This window comes from Shewanella sp. Isolate8, assembly GCF_022398495.1.
GTDB classification, from domain to species: Bacteria; Pseudomonadota; Gammaproteobacteria; order Enterobacterales; family Shewanellaceae; genus Shewanella; species Shewanella aquimarina.
On sequence record NZ_JAKEVI010000001.1, the window covers coordinates 40818 to 59059 of the forward strand.

At 55.1% G+C, this 18242-nt stretch carries 18 protein-coding genes; 13 read left to right on the forward strand and 5 right to left on the reverse strand.

The genetic code is table 11. From position 1 onward, the window contains the following. Window positions 1-69 precede the first annotated feature (69 nt). The 5 genes from yegS to L1D43_RS00195 all read left to right on the forward strand — a co-directional run bounded on the left by yegS (window position 70) and on the right by L1D43_RS00195 (window position 4881). Window positions 70-993, forward strand: a complete 924-nt coding sequence (gene yegS / locus L1D43_RS00175; RefSeq protein WP_239849469.1) for a lipid kinase YegS — start codon at window positions 70-72, stop codon at window positions 991-993. After that, window positions 993-1916, forward strand: coding sequence for an SDR family oxidoreductase (locus L1D43_RS00180; RefSeq protein WP_239849470.1), 924 nt, complete (start codon window positions 993-995; stop codon window positions 1914-1916). The genes yegS and L1D43_RS00180 overlap by 1 nt, the downstream gene beginning before the upstream one ends. 69 nt (window positions 1917-1985) lie before the next feature. Next, complete coding sequence (locus L1D43_RS00185) at window positions 1986-3167, forward strand: ATP-binding protein (RefSeq protein ID WP_239851002.1); 1182 nt, start codon at window positions 1986-1988, stop codon at window positions 3165-3167. Next, entirely contained in the window at window positions 3164-3700 is a 537-nt protein-coding gene (locus L1D43_RS00190) for a response regulator (protein WP_239849471.1), read from the forward strand. The genes L1D43_RS00185 and L1D43_RS00190 overlap by 4 nt, the downstream gene beginning before the upstream one ends. 200 nt (window positions 3701-3900) lie before the next feature. Next, window positions 3901-4881 (forward strand): sensor domain-containing diguanylate cyclase, encoded by a 981-nt coding sequence (locus tag L1D43_RS00195; RefSeq protein WP_239849472.1) that lies wholly within the window; start codon window positions 3901-3903, stop codon window positions 4879-4881. A 75-nt stretch (window positions 4882-4956) separates the two neighbouring features. On the opposite strand, the gene L1D43_RS00200 is transcribed toward L1D43_RS00195, so the two are convergent. Beyond that, window positions 4957-7014 carry a TonB-dependent receptor gene (locus L1D43_RS00200; RefSeq protein WP_239849473.1) on the reverse strand — a complete coding sequence of 686 codons (2058 nt, stop codon included), beginning with the start codon at window positions 7012-7014 and terminating at the stop codon, window positions 4957-4959. Window positions 7015-7527: 513 nt separating this feature from the next. Between L1D43_RS00200 and L1D43_RS00205 the strand changes: the two genes are divergently transcribed. Continuing rightward, on the forward strand, window positions 7528-7683 hold the full coding sequence (locus L1D43_RS00205) for a hypothetical protein (RefSeq protein WP_160290145.1): 156 nt from the start codon (window positions 7528-7530) through the stop codon (window positions 7681-7683). Between the two features lie 181 nt (window positions 7684-7864). Next, window positions 7865-8239, forward strand: a complete 375-nt coding sequence (locus tag L1D43_RS00210) for an aldehyde-activating protein (protein WP_239849474.1) — start codon at window positions 7865-7867, stop codon at window positions 8237-8239. A gap of 161 nt (window positions 8240-8400) precedes the next feature. Here L1D43_RS00210 and L1D43_RS00215 read toward each other — a convergent pair whose 3' ends face one another. Both L1D43_RS00215 and L1D43_RS00220 read right to left on the reverse strand, forming a co-directional pair. Continuing rightward, on the reverse strand, window positions 8401-8610 hold the full coding sequence (locus tag L1D43_RS00215; RefSeq protein ID WP_144202655.1) for a molybdopterin-binding protein: 210 nt from the start codon (window positions 8608-8610) through the stop codon (window positions 8401-8403). Between the two features lie 88 nt (window positions 8611-8698). Beyond that, window positions 8699-9595: an EamA family transporter gene (locus L1D43_RS00220; protein ID WP_239849475.1), complete on the reverse strand. Its 897-nt coding sequence runs from the start codon at window positions 9593-9595 to the stop codon at window positions 8699-8701. Between the two features lie 189 nt (window positions 9596-9784). Between L1D43_RS00220 and L1D43_RS00225 the strand changes: the two genes are divergently transcribed. The 6 genes from L1D43_RS00225 (at window position 9785) to L1D43_RS00250 (ending at window position 14820) form a co-directional block, all read left to right on the forward strand. Beyond that, window positions 9785-10285 (forward strand): MarR family transcriptional regulator, encoded by a 501-nt coding sequence (locus tag L1D43_RS00225; protein WP_239849476.1) that lies wholly within the window; start codon window positions 9785-9787, stop codon window positions 10283-10285. Between the two features lie 403 nt (window positions 10286-10688). Beyond that, entirely contained in the window at window positions 10689-11867 is a 1179-nt protein-coding gene (nirK, locus tag L1D43_RS00230; RefSeq protein ID WP_239849477.1) for a copper-containing nitrite reductase, read from the forward strand. 64 nt (window positions 11868-11931) lie between these two features. Then, window positions 11932-12792, forward strand: a complete 861-nt coding sequence (locus L1D43_RS00235) for a hypothetical protein (RefSeq protein ID WP_239849478.1) — start codon at window positions 11932-11934, stop codon at window positions 12790-12792. 17 nt (window positions 12793-12809) lie between these two features. Continuing rightward, on the forward strand, window positions 12810-13448 hold the full coding sequence (locus tag L1D43_RS00240) for an SCO family protein (RefSeq protein ID WP_239849479.1): 639 nt from the start codon (window positions 12810-12812) through the stop codon (window positions 13446-13448). A 20-nt stretch (window positions 13449-13468) separates the two neighbouring features. After that, on the forward strand, window positions 13469-13921 hold the full coding sequence (locus L1D43_RS00245) for a copper chaperone PCu(A)C (protein ID WP_239849480.1): 453 nt from the start codon (window positions 13469-13471) through the stop codon (window positions 13919-13921). Between the two features lie 122 nt (window positions 13922-14043). Then, window positions 14044-14820: a Crp/Fnr family transcriptional regulator gene (locus L1D43_RS00250; protein WP_239849481.1), complete on the forward strand. Its 777-nt coding sequence runs from the start codon at window positions 14044-14046 to the stop codon at window positions 14818-14820. Here L1D43_RS00250 and L1D43_RS00255 read toward each other — a convergent pair. After that, a complete protein-coding gene (locus tag L1D43_RS00255) occupies window positions 14804-16006 on the reverse strand; it encodes a GGDEF domain-containing protein (RefSeq protein ID WP_239849482.1) in 1203 nt (400 codons plus the stop codon). The two genes, L1D43_RS00250 and L1D43_RS00255, sit on opposite strands and share 17 nt — an antisense overlap. A gap of 178 nt (window positions 16007-16184) precedes the next feature. After that, on the reverse strand, window positions 16185-18116 hold the full coding sequence (locus L1D43_RS00260) for a GGDEF domain-containing protein (protein ID WP_239849483.1): 1932 nt from the start codon (window positions 18114-18116) through the stop codon (window positions 16185-16187). Window positions 18117-18242: the final 126 nt, after the last annotated feature.

Consider the following 18242-nt stretch of genomic DNA (forward strand, 5'->3'; position numbering starts at 1 on the left):
TCCAGTTTAGCCGATACTGTCTTGCTGCTATGATGAGTTGAGCAGGTGGCCCCAGGCAGGAGATTAGCAATGAAACTTCGCATCATACTCAATGGTAAGAAGGCCGGTGACGAGGTGCTTCGCCAGGCGATCGACAGGGTGCGGGCCGATCACGAGATTCAGGTGCGCGTGACCTTTGAAACCGGGGATGTGGCCCGGCTGGTGGATGAGGCTATCGCCGAGGGCTGCCGGCGCCTCGTCGCGGCGGGTGGTGACGGCACGGTGAATGAGTTGGTGGACGCCCTGATGCGGCATACCAGCGACGAACGCTGCGAGCTGGCACTCTTGCCTATGGGGACGGCCAACGACTTTGCCACCGCGGCCAGGGTGCCCGGCGACTTCGAGGAAGCGCTGCGTCTAGCGGCCCAGGGAGAGGCCTATGGCGTCGATGTGATCCGTGCCAACGACAGGTATGTGATGAATATTGCCAGTGGCGGTTTCGGCGCCCAGGTCACCGCCAACACGCCGGTGGCGCTGAAACACTTTCTCGGTGGCGGTGCCTATACTCTGTCTGGGTTGGTGCAGGCGCTTAATTTCAAGCCCTATGACGGCGAGTTTATTATTCATGGCGAGGCCAGTACCCAGCAGCTGCTGGTGGGCGCCGTGTGTAACGGACGTCAGGCCGGTGGCGGCCAGGTACTGGCGCCGGATGCCTATATCAACGATGGCCTGATGGATCTGGTGGCCCTGCATCACTTTCCCATCGAGGCACTGGCGCAGGTGATCGCCGAGCTGCAGTCGCCCAAGGCCGATAATCAGTATGTGAAGTATCATCGCGACACCCAGGCCAGCTGGCGCTCCACCCCGCCTATGCCCATTAATCTCGATGGCGAGCCTATCGCCGAGTCGCGGGTGGAGTTCGAGCTTCAGGCTGGCGCGATCGCCATGGTGCTGCCCAAGGATTGCCCCATGCTACAGCCGGGCAGCGAGCCGATTAACAGAGAAACCCATTAATGTTGAAGATAATGATAACCGGGGCCACAGGCTTGCTGGGGCGCGCTTTAGTTGAGCAATTTGCAAAAGAGCCTGTGACGCTGCTGGCCTGCGGTTATTCGCGCGCCGGAGCCGATATGCATAGGCTGGATCTGACCGACGAGAGTGCGGTAAAGCAATTTATCGAGACCCACAAACCCGAGGTGATTCTACACTGCGCGGCAGAGCGGCGACCGGATGTGTCCGAGCGCGACCCCGAGGCGGCAAAGGCGCTCAATCTGGCCGCCACCCGGCAGCTTGCCCAGGCGGCTAAGGCCAATGGCGCCTGGCTCTGTTACATCTCCACAGATTATGTGTTCGATGGCACCTCACCCGATTATGACGAAGAGGATCAGACGCATCCGCTCAATTTCTATGGCGAGACCAAGCGTGAGGGGGAGCTAGCCTTGCTTGAGGTGTCCAGTGAGTTCGCCGTGCTACGTCTGCCTATCCTCTATGGTCGGGTCGAGTCGCTGGATGAGTCGGCGGTGTTGGTGATGCTCAAACAGCTGGTGAATCAGGCGCCCACCCAGCAGGATGATTGGGCGGTGCGCAGCCCCACCTCGACACTGGATATCGCCAACGCCCTGGTTAAGCTGGTGGCACGTCAGCAGCGGTTAGGTGGTGTGGCGGGCATCTATCATTTCACCGGGAGCGAACGGATGACCAAGTACCAGATGCTGCTTAAGATGGCCGAGATCCTGGGGCTGAGCAGCCAGCACGTCTCGCCTCAGTCGAGCCCGAGCGACCTGGCCCAGCGACCCAAGGATTGCAGCCTGAGCATGGCGCGCCTCAACTCTTTGGCAATAAAGAGTGAAATCGATTTCGAACAGGGGGTAAAATACAGCCTGTCCCGCTCGGGCGATGCCCTGGCGAAGATAGGATTAGCCTTTGATCTAAAATAGGAATCTAATGTGACGACCCTGAGTTACGGCCGCTACCGCGCCGCCGACCAACTGGCCCTGCTGCGCATCATGGCCCTGATGCTGAAACTCTGTCTCACCTTCCTGTTTGCCGACACCTTTGGCTTGTCGCTTCACAGTCCGGCATTGAACCTGACCCTGATCCTCGAGGCCTTCTATTTAAGTTTTACCTTCTGGCTGAGAAAGCCCCTGCTTAGCAGTGACTCGGGGCTATTTATCGCCCTGGTGCTCGACACTTTGCTGTGGATCTCCTGGCTCTATTTCTCCGGCGGCGCCACCAACGCCTTCATCTCCCTGCTATTGCTGCCGATAGCCATTGCCGCCGTTCTGCTGCCCTTCTGGGCGCCCTGGTCTCTGGCCCTGCTGTCGAATGTTGCCTACAGCCTGATGTTGTTTAACATGCCCCCAAGTGCCATGAGTCATCACGGTATGGATATGCAGTCTCACTACCTGGGGATGTGGGTCAATTTCATCATTTCATCCCTAGTATTGACCACGAGTGTGGCCTTGCTGGCCAAACGCATGCGGCGCCAGGATGCTCAGCTTGCCTTTATGCGTGAGGCGCAGTTGCGTCAGGAGAAGTTGATCGCCCTCGGTACCGCCTCGGCGCAGATGGCCCACCGGCTGGCGACCCCACTGGCTAGCATGAGGTTGCTGGTGGATGAGTTGCAGGAGGAGGGCGATAGTCCTGCGCTGCAGGAGATGAAGTCTGCACTGGCGGTGTGCGAGTCCACACTGACGGCGCTGCGCAGCGCTACCGAATCGATCCGCGAGGGGGCGAGGCGCCTGGAGTCGGCCGAACAAGTGCTGAGCGGCCTGACAGAGCAGGTCAATCTGCTGATGCCGGCGGTGAAATTGTCGTTGGAGCCAGACAAAGGACTCGACAAGTTGCAGCTGCGGGTGGATGCCAGCCTGCAGCCCGCGTTACTGGCACTCATCGAGAATGGTGCCAGAGCCAGCCAGGAGGCGACGGGGGAGCAGAAGGTGAGCTTCTCCGCCCAGCGTCAGGGGGATGAGCTGGTGCTTGGGGTGCGTGACTTTGGTTCGGGTATTCCGGCGTCACTGTTGCAGCAGCTCGGTCATCAGATCGTCGAGCAGCCCAAGGGGATGGGCGTTGCCCTCTTGCTTAGTCATGCGAGCCTGGAGCGTCTCGGCGGGCGATTAATCCTCGGCAGTCATGTGGATGGTGGCGCCGTGGCACAGGTCTATCTGCCGATACAGGGGGCAGCATGAAACGACTCTTGATCATCGAAGATGAGCCGAGCTTTGCCGGGATCCTGGCACGGCGCATGAGCAAGCACGGCTACGAGTGCGCGTTGGCGCACGATGCTACTCAGGCGCTACTCAAGGCCCGTCAGTTTAAACCCAGCCATATTCTGCTGGACATGAAGCTGGCCGATGACAATGGCCTGGCGCTCATTCCCCCGCTCAAGGGCGCCGTGCCCCAGGCCGTGCTGGTGCTGTTGACCGGCTATGCCAGCATAGCCACCGCCGTCGAGGCGATGCGCCTTGGCGCCGACAACTACCTGACCAAGCCTGCCGATACCGCCACCCTGCTTAAGGTGCTGGACGATAAGGCGCCCAAGGCGATCGCTCCCGAGGTGGATGAGGCGCCCCTGAGCCCCAAGCGGGTCGAGTGGGAACATCTGCAGCAGGTGTTGACCGCCAACAAGGGCAATGTGTCGGCGACGGCGCGCCAACTCGGGATGCATAGACGAACCCTGCAACGTAAGTTACTCAAGAAGCCGCAGGATATCAGTCAATAACCAGATTGGATCATTGCCCTACCGAGCCTTTCGTCCCATAATTTGATAAAAGATGTATTTTTTATGTTTATTATTGAGGTTTGAATTGCTCTCCGTTGGCCTCTATGCTCTAAGACATGGCTAGTTCACAGGCAGGTGCGCTTGACCTTAGGTTGAGACGCTAGGAAGGCGATTTCGTTATCCTCAAGAAAGGAAAGACGATGTCGACAGATTCTTTGTACAGCAGTGAGCGCTTTCTTCTCGATAATCCTATCGATCTCATCTCACTCGATAAATGGCAGAAAACCGTCAACCTGCTGGCCCAGGTTTTTAACGCACCGGCGAGTTTTCTGGTGCAATATACCCCCAAGGGATTTCAGGTAACCATCGCCAGTAAACAGGTCAGCAATCCCTACCCGCCCGGAGTGGTTATCGCACCCGATACCAATATCTTCTGTCGGCGCATCGTCGAGACCCGCTCGGATCTCTATGTGCCCAACGCCAAGATAGATCCCTGCTGGGAAACCAACCCCGAGGTGCAGAAAGATGGCTTCTCCTCCTATCTCGGGGTGCCGGTGTTTTGGGGCGATGGTAGCTGTTTCGGCACCTTCTGCGTGATGGATCGCGACAAGACAGATTACCAGGCCAGCTATTTCGAGCTGATCCACCAACTTAAGGAGATCATCGAGGCGGATCTTGCCCTGCTGGATATCTATGGTGAACTCAAGCAACTGGCCCACCTGGATGACCTGTGTCATATCAATAATCGTCGTGGATTTAAGGGGCTCGCCAGGCAGCGTATGAAGCTTGCCCAGCGAAACGAGAGCCGCTTGGCCCTGCTCTATATCGACGTCGACGACTTCAAGGGGATCAACGATGGCCACGGCCATTCGGTGGGCGATGAGGTGCTCAAGTTGCTGGCGGGGATCATCAAGCAGAGTGTACGTGGCTCGGATGTGGTGGGGCGTATCGGCGGCGATGAGTTTGTGGTGCTGCTCATGTGTCAGAATGACGAGGACGTGATAGCCACCGAGACGCGAATCATGCAGGGGTTGGATAACGCCATGCTCGACAGCCATCTGCCCGAGGTCACTGTGACCATAGGCCACAAGATAGCGGATCAGGATGTCCGCCTGGATGTTCTGTTGGTTCAGGCCGATGAGGATATGTTTAGGCGTAAGCGCGATAAACAGGCCCTCTAGATAAAAAAATCCCCGAGCGTGCAGGGTGCTCGGGGACGGGAGCGCAGTGGAGGGTTCCCAAAACGAGTTAATGCTTTAGAAGCGATATTCACCTGTGAGCCAGGCGCTCTGGCCTGTGCCCGGCGTGCGTTGTCCTGGCGTTAGGTCGGCATTGAACACCCGGTTGTAGCCGCCGAGGTGATCTTCATAGTCGATGTCGAACAGGTTGTTGATACCCGCCTTAATCAGCCAGTTCTGCCCGTCGTAGGCCAGCATCAGGTTGACCAGGCCGTAGCCCGCGCTGGTTTGCTCGGCCTGGCTATGTGAGACCTTGTCCTGAGCCGCCACCATGACCCCCTCGATGCGGGCCGACCAGTTACCCTCTGTGAAGTTGAGGCCCAGATTTACCCGTGGCGGCGCAATGCGGTACAAGTTATCGTCGATGTCGCGGCGCTCGCCACTGACATAGCTGGCCATAAGATCCAATTGCCATTGGTCGGTGAGCTCGTAGCTGGCGTTAATATCCATACCCAACAGCTGGGCATCGACATTGGCAAATTCCATGGGATCTTGGTTACCCATCATGTTGGCGGCCATGATCACCGCAGGATCATTCGACTTCACTCCCTGGATATAATCGTCGATACGATGCAGGAAGATGCGTGGGCTGATGTTCAGTCCCTGGCGGTTGAAGTCGGCACCTAGCTCCAGCTGATAGGCGGTTTCCAGGTCGAGATCCATCTTGCCCACATAGGTGCGACCGTCGGCGAGTCCACCGGTGGACTCCATCGGGATCCACAGGTATCTCTGCTGGTAGCTGGCACTGTCTTGTTTGCGGGCCAGCCCCAGTATCCAGGTTAACTCCTTATTGACGCGGTAACGGCCGTTGAGCACCAGATCCACCCCAGTTTGAGCCTGGGCGCGATCGGCCTGGTTATATCTGTCCATCAAGACTTTGATGGCGGGCATGGCGCCGGCCATGGAGTGGCTGACCTCGTCGGCATCGCTGCGATAGTGTTTGACCCTGGCGCCCAACTGCCAGTGCCACAGATCGAATTCCTGTTGCCACTGGGCGAAGGCGCTGTAGGTGTCATTTTGCACCTGGTTGAAGTTATCGACCCTGAACATGGGCTTGGTGGGATCTGTGATCACCGAGTTGTGTTCGCTGAGCTGGCTGTCGAGGCCAAATAGCCAGGCGTCTCTGCCTAGGGTCAGTGCCATATCATAGCTCTTGCTCTCGGCGTTATTGTAGCGGGCGTTGGCACTCTCGGGCTTCTGGCGTTCGCTGAAGTTGTCCATGCCGTGTCTGGCATCGCTATAGGCGAGATGCCAGTCGAGTTCCCAGGTGTTGAGCCTGTGCTGGCCTTCGAGCTTTATCCTGTCGGTGCGGATGAAGTCGATATCCATCGGCAGCGCCGGGGTGCCCGCCTCTGTGGTTTCCAGATGTTGATAGCCGATGGCGATGGACTCATCTTCTAGCCCCTTGTCGCTGAGGTTAAAGCGATATTGGCCACCGACGATCTGTTTATCATAGCCGCTGGGGGAGATGCGAAGATCGTTACCGGACTTCATATCCTCATCCCCTTGCATGAGATCACCATAGACAAGCAGGGCGTGCTCTTTGCCACCGACATTGACCTTGGCCCCAAGATGGCTCTGGGCGCCATTACCCTGATACTGGGCGGCGACGCGTCCTTGGGTGTCGTTAAAGCTGGCCTGGGACTCGATCACCTTGATGCTGCCGCCAAGGGTATCTGTGCCGGCGGAGACGGGGGCGATGCCACGGTGCATCTCGATACGCTCACTATTGATCAGGCTGGCATAACTCAGCGGCGTGTCCATGGCGTTGGGGCCTGCACCGGCGAGGGAGACGCCATTGACCTGAGTATTGACCCTGTCGCCGAACAGGCCGCGATATTGTGCGATGCCGGTCAGCGGGCCGTTACCGTTGACGGCGGTGCCCGGCAGTTGGGTCAGCAAGCCGCTGATGTCGCTGACGGGGGCCTGTGCCTCGGGGGTTACCGAGGCGTAGCTGCCCTGGTGAGCACCGTGGACTTCAATGATTTCGAATGCGGCTTCCTGAGCCTGGGCAAGAGGAAGGGTCAGCAAGGCTGTGCCGATAGAGAGCGTAAGGTGAGAGAGACGCAGCGCCATAATATTTGAGTTCTTAGGTTATTAGGTGGCGGCATTTTGGCAGCCCGGTTTAGGCGTGACAAAGGCAAACTCAGATAGTGCGACAAGGTGTCGCACCCGCTGCGCACCCCAGGGGATTGGCATCTAAGATTCAGGATTTCGGCGCCATTAGGCAGAGATTCAAACAAGTGTTTGCTTTATTAATCAGTGTGTAAGTAGTGATTTTTATGGTCTGAAGATTAATTATTTTAAGGATAAATCTGGCTTGGTTTATTGTTTTGGTAAGATTGAATATAAAGTTCACTTTATAAAACTCAATTTAATTAAACACTTACTTGGTCTGCAGTTTCCCTTGTCATGTTTCTTGGTTTATTTGTATGACCAATAAAATTCATTGACATCAATAGTTTTCAGTCTTTTAATCAAACTCAAGTGTTTGATAAATTAAACGCGGCGGGCGTTTTGTTGTGCTCTCAAATGCTTAATTAGGGCTGGGTGATTTACCGGCGAGCTAAGATAAATTGGGTATTGATTATGGAACATGAAACAAATACAGCGCGTAGCGTAACCGAAACCGATTCTGATCACGGCGCCATGACACGTCGACAATGGCTACAGGAGATGCTGGCGGGTAACGAGACAGATCTTAAAGATGAAGAGCCAGATTGTTATGTCCTGGGATATAACTAACGGCTAACAGTAACCGACACTCGCGCGTCATCGCTTGATAAGCTCGTCTTGATAGAGTTCGCCTTGATAGAGTTCGCCTTGATATAGCGAGGCCTGATAGAGAGCGCTCATAGAGAGCGCCTTGATATGAGAGGGTTAACCTTATAGGTTAGGCATGACTCAAAAATAAGGAAGTTTTAGCATGCAACTCTCTTGTCATTGTGGGCAGGTACAGCTGACCCTAGCGACACCACCGGACACCTTAACCTCTTGCAACTGCTCCATCTGTAGTCGTTACGCCGCCCTATGGGGCTATTTCGATCCTAAGGACGTCAGCCTTAACGAGCAGGCTACGTCCGGCCAGGAGGAGAGTGCGTCTGTGGGTTATAGCCATGGGGATAAGTATCTGGTTTTCTACCATTGCAAGCGCTGTGGCTGCGTGACCCATACGTTGACGACGGACAAGGTGAGCGAGCCCAGGATAGCGCTGAATTTTAGGATGGTGCCACAGGCGCTGCGCAAGAACATTCAGATCCGCCACTTCGATGGTGCCGACACCTGGCAATACTTAGATTAAAGTCGCCTAGATTAGAAGCACCTAGATTAAAAGCACCTAGATTAAAAGCACCTAGATTAAAGGCGCTTAGATTAAAGCGTCTCGATTTTATCGTTTAGACTAAGCTGTGTCGGCATAAGGCATCTTTCAGCCCTATGCCTAAATCAATCTCGAAAGAGTGATTAGTCGACGGCGATCATCACATTGCTTGCCTTGATGATGGCATAGGCTTCGCCGCCCACCACCAGACCCAACTGTTCACATGATTTCTTGGTGACCACAGAGGTGATCTCAACGCCTGGGGCTAGCTCGATCACCACTTCGTTGTTTACCGAACCTTCTTCGATTGCCTTGATCTTGCCGGTAAGGTTGTTGCGTGCGCTAATTTTCATACTAATTTATCTTCCTGTTAATTAATGAAAAAGCCATGGTAACCCTTAGTGTAAACAGGGGACACTCAGACATAGATATTTGTGAAGCCTATTGGAGTTTCGCCTGAGCGACACGCCTGCGCTCGCCGATCAGACCGATGATCTGTGGCATCAGGGAGGCGGTTATCATGGCCAGCATCAGCAGGTACTGATGGGGCGTGAAGGATTCGCCCAGCAGTACCATGCCCGAGACGATACCCGCCACTGGGTTTGCGATGCCACCAAAGGTAAAGTCCACCACGCTCATGCGCTGCAACAGCCAGACATACATGATATAGCCCAGTACGGTATTGAGCAGGATGATCCAGCCGATGCCGACAAGGTTGTTCGGGCTGAGCTGGCTAAGCGCGTTGCCATAGCCTTGGGGCGCCAGCCAGGCATGCACGCTTGCAGCCATGCTCAGCAGCACGCCGCCGATGATCAGCTGCCAGGTCAATACCGTCCACCAATGCATGCGATCCCCAAGGGCCTTAGTGATGCCACTACCGACTATGATGCAGCTGATGGCCGCCAACATGGCGAGAAGACCTATGGGGTTGAGGCTGATGGAGTTGGGGTTAAACAGTAGCCAGGCAAGACCGATCAACACCAGGCCGAAGAAACCCTGGGTCAGGCCGGGGCGCCGCCCATGAAACAGCCACTGGTAGAGCATGGCAAATACAGGCACAGAGATCATACCGACGCCCGAGATGGCCGAGGGCAGGGTGAGTGCCATGACGAAGATCAGGCTAAAGAAGGCGGCGATATTGATAAAGCCGAGTCGAAACAACAGGCTCCACTCCTGACGCTTGGGCAGGCTGGGTTTGATTGCCAGCAGGATAAGGCCAGCCGGCAGTGCCCGTAAGGCACCAAGCAACAGGGGAGGCCAGTCCGGCAGCGTATATTGGGTCACCGCATAGGTGGTGCCCCAGAAGAAGGCGGGGATCATGGCAAGGAGGACGTTCATATTTATCTCAACAAAAAGTATCTTTATGTAAAGATATTAGTCTGCGCCTTTTGTTTCTGCTTGTAAAGTACCTCAGGATTAATTATCTTTGCCTGAAGATAAATTACGATGGTAGCACTGTCACCTAACTATCCTGAGCGCGGGATAAGTAAGTCGTAATCATTAACCCCAATTGTTCCCGGAGAGCAGATGAACTCAGATCACCTCGATGGCGTCGATCGCCTCACAGCCCAGTGGGCCAAGGAGAAGCCGCAACTCGATACCCTACCTATGGCGATTCTCGGCCGTCTGATGCGTATCTATAAACATCTGGAGGCAGAGGTAAGCGCCTGCCACAAGCAGTTTGGTATCAGTATGGGGGAGTTCGATGTGTTGGCGACCCTACGTCGCTCGGGAGAGCCCTATCGCCTGACACCGTCGGATCTGCTCGCGGCCATGATGCTCACCTCGGGGGCCATGACCAATCGCGTCGACGGACTGGAGAAGAAGGGGCTGGTGTTACGCAGCCACAGTCAGGAAGACAGGCGTAGCGTCAGTGTCGGGCTGACGGCGGCTGGGCTCGCGCTGATCGACGAGGCTATCCTGGCCCATGTGGCGGTGCAGCAGGCCCTAACCAGCCGCCTGTCGCTCGATGAGAAACAGCAAGTTAATGCGCTATTTAAACATTGGTTGCAGGCATTTGAGTCTTAAGTTTGCCCTTCATCTGTCGGTAGAGGCCAACCTGAATCTGCCGACTTTTTCACCGCTCCTTCCCATTTTCTCTGTAAATAAAAGTATACACTTGGTCTAGGTTGGTGGGACTCGCTTGGTCACTTTGACAGCCTGATACTTGCTTTCTATTGTCCTTTTAACTCGCTTGCCGTCTGGGTTAGCGAGCATTTTTACCTCAATTCCTGCCCATCTTTTCGCCGACATTTAGCCGCCTTTTTGGGCTAATTTAGCCAAATTGAAATTTATTGAGCGACTTGACCAAAGTCAATTTCAATCCGCGCCAAAGGAATAATCTTAGCGCAACAAGGTAATAACACCTTCATCACAGTGGCTCTGGCAGTTTGAACCCCTTTGGTGAAATGCGCTAACAACGGAGTATTTTATGAAAAAGCAATCTTCTACCCCTGCAGTCAATGTCGATCAGCAACGTCGTAGCTTCTTAAGTGGTTCAGTCGGTTTGGGCATAGTGGGTGCGGGTATGGCGGCAGGCCTGGTTTCTGGCAGTGCCTCGGCCACCACACAGACTAAGTCGGACCGCATGGCTAACTACAAGGCGGATCAGCTGGAACGCGTGACTCAAGAGTTAGTGCCACCACCTATGGTGCCTAAGCATGATCAGGTCGCCAAGGGTAAGCCCAAGGTTGTACAGGTGAAACTGGTGGTAGAAGAGAAGCAGATAGAGCTGGAAAATGGCACCAAGGCCTGGGTCTGCGCCTTCAATGGCAGCGTGCCTGGTCCGCTCATCGTCTGCCATCAACATGACTTTGTCGAGTTGACACTGGTTAACCCTGCCAGCAATGCCCTGGCTCACAACATCGACCTGCATGCAGCCACAGGTGCGCTGGGCGGCGGCGAATTGACCCTGGTTTCTCCAGGTCAGGAGGTTACCTTCCGCTTCAAGGCGACCAAGGCGGGTACCTTCGTCTATCACTGTGCGCCGGGCGGGGTGATGATCCCTTGGCACGTGGCCATGGGTATGCATGGTGCCATAATGGTATTGCCTCGTGAGGGGCTAACAGACGCCGCCGGCAAGCCAATCAAATATGACAAGGCCTACTATATTGGTGAAGCCGACTTCTATGTGCCTAAGGATGCCAAGGGTAAATACAAGGCCTATGACACTGTGATGGGCAGCATGAATGACGTGCTGGAAGTGATGAAGACGCTTACCCCTTCTCATGTAGTGTTTAACGGTGGTGTGGGTGCCCTGACAGGCAAGAATGCCATGACCGCCAAGGTGGGTGAGTCTGTACTCTTCATTCACTCTCAGGCCAACCGTGATACCCGTCCTCACATCATCGGCGGACACGGCGACTATGTCTGGCCTGCCGGTTCCTTCACCGATGCGCCTCAGACCAACCTGGAAACCTGGATGGTCGCCGGTGGTAGCGCCTGTGCCGCACTGTATAACTTCCGTCAGCCTGGCCTCTATGCCTATGTGAACCACAACCTGATCGAGGCGATCATGAAAGGGGCTGCCGCCCACATTAAGGTCGACGGTGAGTGGGATGACAACCTGATGGTGCAGATCAAGAAGCCATCTAGCATAGCCACGGCCTAAGGCCACAAGGCTCGAGTCTAGGTTAGGCTCGAGCCACCTATCATCACGACTTGGGGAGGTGCAGATGCAAAGGTTATTCCTGATGGGATTGCTGATGATGCTGGGACTCGTCTCTATGAGTCCACGCGCAGAGGCCGCCGAGGTGGATTATGGCCTGGAGGCCAGCGTGTATCTCTGGTACGCCAGTCTGGATATGGGCCAAGCAGACAAGCGTCTTGCGCCACAGAGCGATCTGGTCGATCACGCCGAATATGCCGGTAGCCAACCCGGGAACGGCGCCCATCATCTGATGTCTATCAACCTCATCAGCCGCAGCCAAGATGGTATAGAGGTAGAGGTGGAGACAGAGTTTCAGCTCACTTCTCCTAATCTCTCTCCCAACCCCGCTACTGACGAGGGCGAGACAGAGGTGCGGGGCCAATACGTGGTGCAGCGCCTGAGCCTAGATAGCCAGGGCCTGGTGCGCAGCAGCGTCACCCTGGTCAACGAGTATGATGATTTTACCTCTCGCTACCGCCCTGCGGCAGAGATAAACCTGGTTCGCGCCGCGCTATACCGCTGGACTGAGTCGCTCGACAGGCTGGATGACGTGACTCTGCTCGGTCTGCTGGCTAAGGATGCAAGCTTTACCGGTCCGGAAGATGCTAGCCAGACCCCGAGTCAGTATCTCGCCTATCTGCACAGCCTTAATCACAGTAACAGTCGCCGGGTGATTAAGAATTACAGCCTCACGCCAGAGGATGGGCAATATCGTCTGAGTTTCGAGTATCAGTGGACCGCCACCAATAGCGACGGCGACGTGGAACTGGCGAGGGTCGGCGTCACTATGTTGCTGGTCGTCACGCCCGAGGGGGCCAAGGTGGTGCTATACCGTGCAGAGTATCTGCCGCCGGTAACCGATCTCGGCGCCGAGGTGCGTTGTTGACAGAGAAGGAATTGAGTATGACACAAGCTATTCAACGTAAGTTTCATCTGGTGCTGAGCCTCTGCCTGCTGCTCATGGGTAGCCTGATTAGCGGCACTAGCATGGCGAACATGCCTATCCTCAAGGGGATTGGCGGCGACTTTAGCCTGCGCAGCAGCAAGGGGGGTGAGGTACGCCTGTCGGACTTTAGCGACAAGGTGGTGATGATGTTTTTCGGTTACACCAACTGCGCCGACATCTGCCCCACCACCATGGCGCATATCAGTCAGCTGATGAATCAACTCCCGAGCGAGAGCCGCGAGCGTATTCAGGTGCTCTTCATCAGCATCGACAGCGACTATGATACGCCCAAGCATTTGAATAAATACCTCAGCTATTTCGACCCCAGCTTTATTGGCCTGGTCGACGAGCGGGAGAAGATAGATGAAGTGGCCGCGCTTTTTAAGGCCGACTACACCAAGCTGGCCGAAGAGAAGGTGACAACAGAGTATAAGAAGCTGAGTCTGGAAGATAGCAAGGCGCCTAAGCGTCAGGGTTATCTCTATTCCCACACCGCCAAGATCTTCGTGCTCGACGGTAAACAGCGGGTACGTGGCTTCTTCTACACAGGTACCCCCATAGATGAGATGCGTCAGCAGATAGAGAGTCTGCTTTAATCATGAAAGAAGGAAATTATATGAAAGCTCGATTCTGTTTGTTTGTTTTGCTTTGTAGTTGGATTGGTGCCGCTCAGGCCAGCGAGTTGATGGTACACGACGCCTGGATCCGCGGCATGCCGCCCACTTCTCGGGTCGTGCCTGTCTACCTGTCGTTGCATAACCCCAGCGACAAACCACTGGTGCTGAAGGCCATCAGCAGCCCTAGAGGCATCGTCGAGCTTCACCAGACCCTGATGGAGAATGAGGTGATGCGCATGCAGGGCGTTGAGGCGATTCAGATCCCACCCCATGGCATGGTGAAATTGGCGCCCGGTGGCTACCACGGCATGATGTCAGACTTTAAGGCCGGGGTGCCTGCGCTCGGCGAAGAGGTGGCGCTTACGCTGACCTTGGCCGATGGTGAGATCCTGTCTGTGGTGGCAAAAGTGACGGCCAAGGGAGAGGCTCACGACCATAGCATGCATCACTAAAAATGCCTTCACGCGCTTTTTGATTTGATTCATCTTTAATACCTGTTCATTATGATCTAGATCACGACTTGCCAGCAGGTTGTGATTTAGATTAACGGAGCAACAGGACTAAGGAAGGCGCGATGATAACCGATCCACAGATTAAGGCCTGCATTCACAAACACCATCTGTTTTCGACACTGGGCGAAGAGGAGCTTTGTCGCCTGCTCGGTCAGGCAGCCAAGATCACCCTGGCCGCCCATGAAAACTTGTTCTATCAGGGGGATCTGGCTAAACGTTTCTACTTAGTGATCCAGGGGCATCTGCAACTCTATCGCACCAGCCTGCAGGGGCAGGATAAGGTGATAGAGGTAGTACGCGAGGGACGCACCTTCGCCGAAGCGCTGATGTTTAGCCGTCAGGCCTCCTATCCCGTGTCGGCCCAGGCCGTGTCCCACTGCACCTTAGTGAGCTTCGATAGCGAGGCTTATCTCGCCATGCTCAGGGGCAATCCCGATGCCTGTATCGCCGTGATGGCGGAGATGAGCGTTAGACTGCGTAAGGATATTAACGAGGTAGAGCTGCTCTCGGTGCAGAATGCCCAGTCGCGTCTGCTGCTTTTTCTGCTGCGAAACATGCAAAAGATAGGCGACAACCAGGGACGGGTCGAGTTGGATATTCCTAAACGTGTGCTGGCATCGCGCCTATCGATTCAGCCGGAAACCTTTTCCCGCCTGATGAAGAAGATGGTAACCGAAGGGATCATCAGCGAGTCACGTGGTGCCATAGACATTAACGATCTCGCTAAGCTCTATACCAGTGCCAACTTGCCCTTGGCCAATCAAGGGATGAATCCTAGTGAGCCCCTTATTCGCTCTAATAAGGCGCCCTGTCAGCAGATTGCTATTGAGATGGTGTAGCCTGAGCCTGTTCTAGCCGCTCTGCCGTGCAGCAGCGATCCCTGCCGGTTTCCTTGGCGCGGTACATCGCCTTGTCTGCCAGCGCCAATAGGCTGTCCGGCGTATCGCCTGTTGCCGTAGTGACTATGCCGAAGCTGGCGCTAATGGGGATCAGGCTGCCCTGCCAGTTGAGGCTGGATTGTCTCAGGGCCTGCTGCAGTTTCTGGGCGATGATCTCCGCCACCTCGCCATCTGTGCCGGGTAACACCAGCAGAAACTCCTCGCCGCCGAGTCGGCAGAAGATGTCCATGGCGCGGGTGACCTTACCTATCTGCTGCGCCGTCTTAACGAGCACGGCGTCCCCGGCAGAATGACCAAACTTGTCGTTAATCTGTTTGAAAAAATCCAGATCGAACAGGATCAGGCTATAGGCTTGAGCATCCCTGAGCCAGCGCTGATGTAGCTGCTCCAGTTGCTGCTGCATGGCGCGCCGGTTCCACAGCCCTGTGAGGTAGTCCCTGTCAGCCTGTTGACGCATCTTCTGCACCAGGCGGGTGAGGGCGTTGCCCATCATGATCACGTTTATCCACAAGGTCATGACGACATACAGCCACAACATGGGGATGGCGTCGGCGCTCTGAATGCTGGCCAGATGGGATTTGAGCGCAGGCTCGATGAGCAGCAACAGCGCCCTGAGGCCGAAAATGACGCCCATCAGGGCTATGGGGCTCAAGAGGATCACGGCGATGGGGCGTTTGACAGTGTTTTCCAGGGCGACCAGGTTGTCTTTGGCCATCAGCAAGAAGGTGCTGGCGGCCATGAAGGAGAAGAAGATGCCCAGGGTATCGCTGGCTTCTATGTTGGGTGGCTGAGTTAACATCAAGAGCCCCGTCAGGAGCAGTAAGGCGAGATCTATTTTGATGCTGCTTGGCAGGCGAAACAGGCGTTGGGTGCCGCTACGAAGCAACACGAAACCGAGTAACAGCAGCATGTCTGCCCCCAACCAGTAGAGATAACTCGGCGTCTGATCCCTGAGGGTTGTGAGCAGTATGCCGAGTAGAATTAACACATTGCCAAGGGAGAAATAGCTGCTGGCGCGGGGAGCTATGCCTAAAGGGTAGGCCATAAGGCCCCAGGCTAAGGTAGAGGTACTGGCGAGCAGGCAGATAAATAACACCAGCAGCTCGGCAATGGGGTCAATATTCATAAGCGATCTTTTTATTTTTTTACACTATAAAGCAGCAGTGCCGTCGAGTGAAACTGTTTGTTACTAAATTGTTATCTTCATCTTGTCCGTCAGCGCGCTCGCGCTTATCAGGTTTCGCGGCGCTGGGGGATTCGGTCTGGCCTTAACTGTTGGTTCTCAGCCGTGGCTTGACTTGAGTTTAGTCTGAGCTCAGATAGTCGCGTTCGAAGGTCTGCGCATCCACAGGTCTGCCATACAGATAACCCTGGCCGAAGTCGCACTCCTCCTGGCGGATAAAGGCATCCTGCGCCTGAGTCTCTACCCCTTCGGCGATCACATTGAGTGTCAGCTTCTTGCCCATAGCGATGATGGCTCGGGTTAGCTCTCTGTCCTGCTCGTTTTTCTCCAGATTGGTAATGAAGCAGCGATCTATCTTCAGGGTGTCGAAGGAGTATTTTTGCAGATAGCTCAGTGAGGAGTAGCCGGTGCCGAAATCGTCGAGGGAGATCCTTACCCCCAGGGCCTGCAACTGGCCTATGATATGCTGCGCCAGCTGCTCATCCTGTAGCAGCACCCCTTCCGTGATCTCCAGTTCCAGGGAGGAGGGAGGTAAGTGGTACAGGCTCAAGAGGTTGGCAATATAGTCGGCAAAATCGGTGTCGCGAAACTGTAGCGGCGAGATGTTGATCGCCACCCTAAACGGCCTGCTGGGATCTTGGCTGCGCCACTTGGCGGCCTGTTCGATGGCGGTATGCAGCACGAAGTTACCTATGGCGATGATCTGACCATTGTGCTCAGCCAGGCTGATAAATTGATCTGGCGGTACATTGCCCAGCTGCGGGCTGTGCCAGCGAAGCAGCGCCTCGGCACCGATAACCCGCTTGTGTTGCAGGCTTAATAGCGGCTGATAGTGTAGGCTCAGCTCCTGATGTTTCAGGGCGTCCACCAGGTGTGACTCCAGCAGGCAGCGGCGTTCGATATTGGTCTGGGTCGACTTGTTAAAGAAGCTGTAGGGTGTGCATTCGGCCTTGCTGATGCTCATAGCGGCACCGGCTTTCTGCATCAGCTCCGAGGCCTCGTGGGCATCGGTTGGTGCGACCGCGACCCCAATGCAGCAGGGGATCTTGATGCTGAACTCTGCCAGGGCGAAGGGGATATTGGCGGTCTGTAATATGCTGTCGATCAGCGGGATCTCCAGGGGATTCTTGCCCCTGTGAGCGATGACAAATTCGGCGCCGGCAATGCGGGCAAACAGGGTCTCTTTATCCAGGATGCGTTTGATACGCTGACTAAAGAGTTGCAGTACCTTGTCGCCGACCACATAGCCATAGCTCTCGTTGATCGACTTGAAGTTACGCAGACCAAAATAGATCACATAGGTCGACAAGTCATCGGGTTGACTGAGCTGCTGCGATAGCTGGTTCACAAAGCCCAACCGATTGGCAAGGCCGGTTAATGGGTCGTGATCCTTATGAAATTGCAGCGAGTTTTCAATTGAGGTGCGCTGCTCTATCTCGCTTAATAACTTCTTGTTGAGCCTGGTGAGTTCCTGGGTGCGTTGCTGCACCTTGGTCTCTAAGATCTGGTTGAGATGAAAGAGCTTGGCACTCTGGTACAGACTGGCGAGATTGGCATTGATGGCATTTTGAAACCGCGCAAGCAGATGGCGAAAAGTGCGGCCATAATCTCTCTCTTTGTTGTCCAGCATACACAGGGTGCCGAAGGGCTGACCGTTGGGCCAGGTGAGCGGCAAGCCGCAGTAGGCGATCATCCCTAGTTTGATGTCGGGATTGCGATCCCACTCCTTATCTTTGAGGGCGTTGGGCACCACAAGCTCGGCTTGGCGCTGGATCACCGTCTCGCAGTAGAGACCGTGGCCCAGGCTTTCTGTGTCGTGGCGCTTGTAGGGATTGTCCGGGTGATGGCTGGTGGTGAAGACAGAGATATCTTTCTCCGTCACCCGCATGATCAGGATGGCCGGAGTGTCGACGATTTCCGATAGCAGATCTAAGGTTTGCTGCCAGCCGTTAAACATCTCATCCGGCACTGCAAGCTGGGCAGTGTTGACCTGAGTCTGGCTGAAGAGCGGGTCTTGCTCCAGCAATGAGAGAGCGTCTTGATAGGGGTTCATAGGGGATCCTGAAAAGCGTGTGTGCCATCCATTTAACTAACTATAACCTAAAGATTTCATCCCTGTCTTTCGCTGGTTTGTTGTTTTTTTAATCAGTGGCAGGTTTAGGGCTATTTTTTGCTTTTC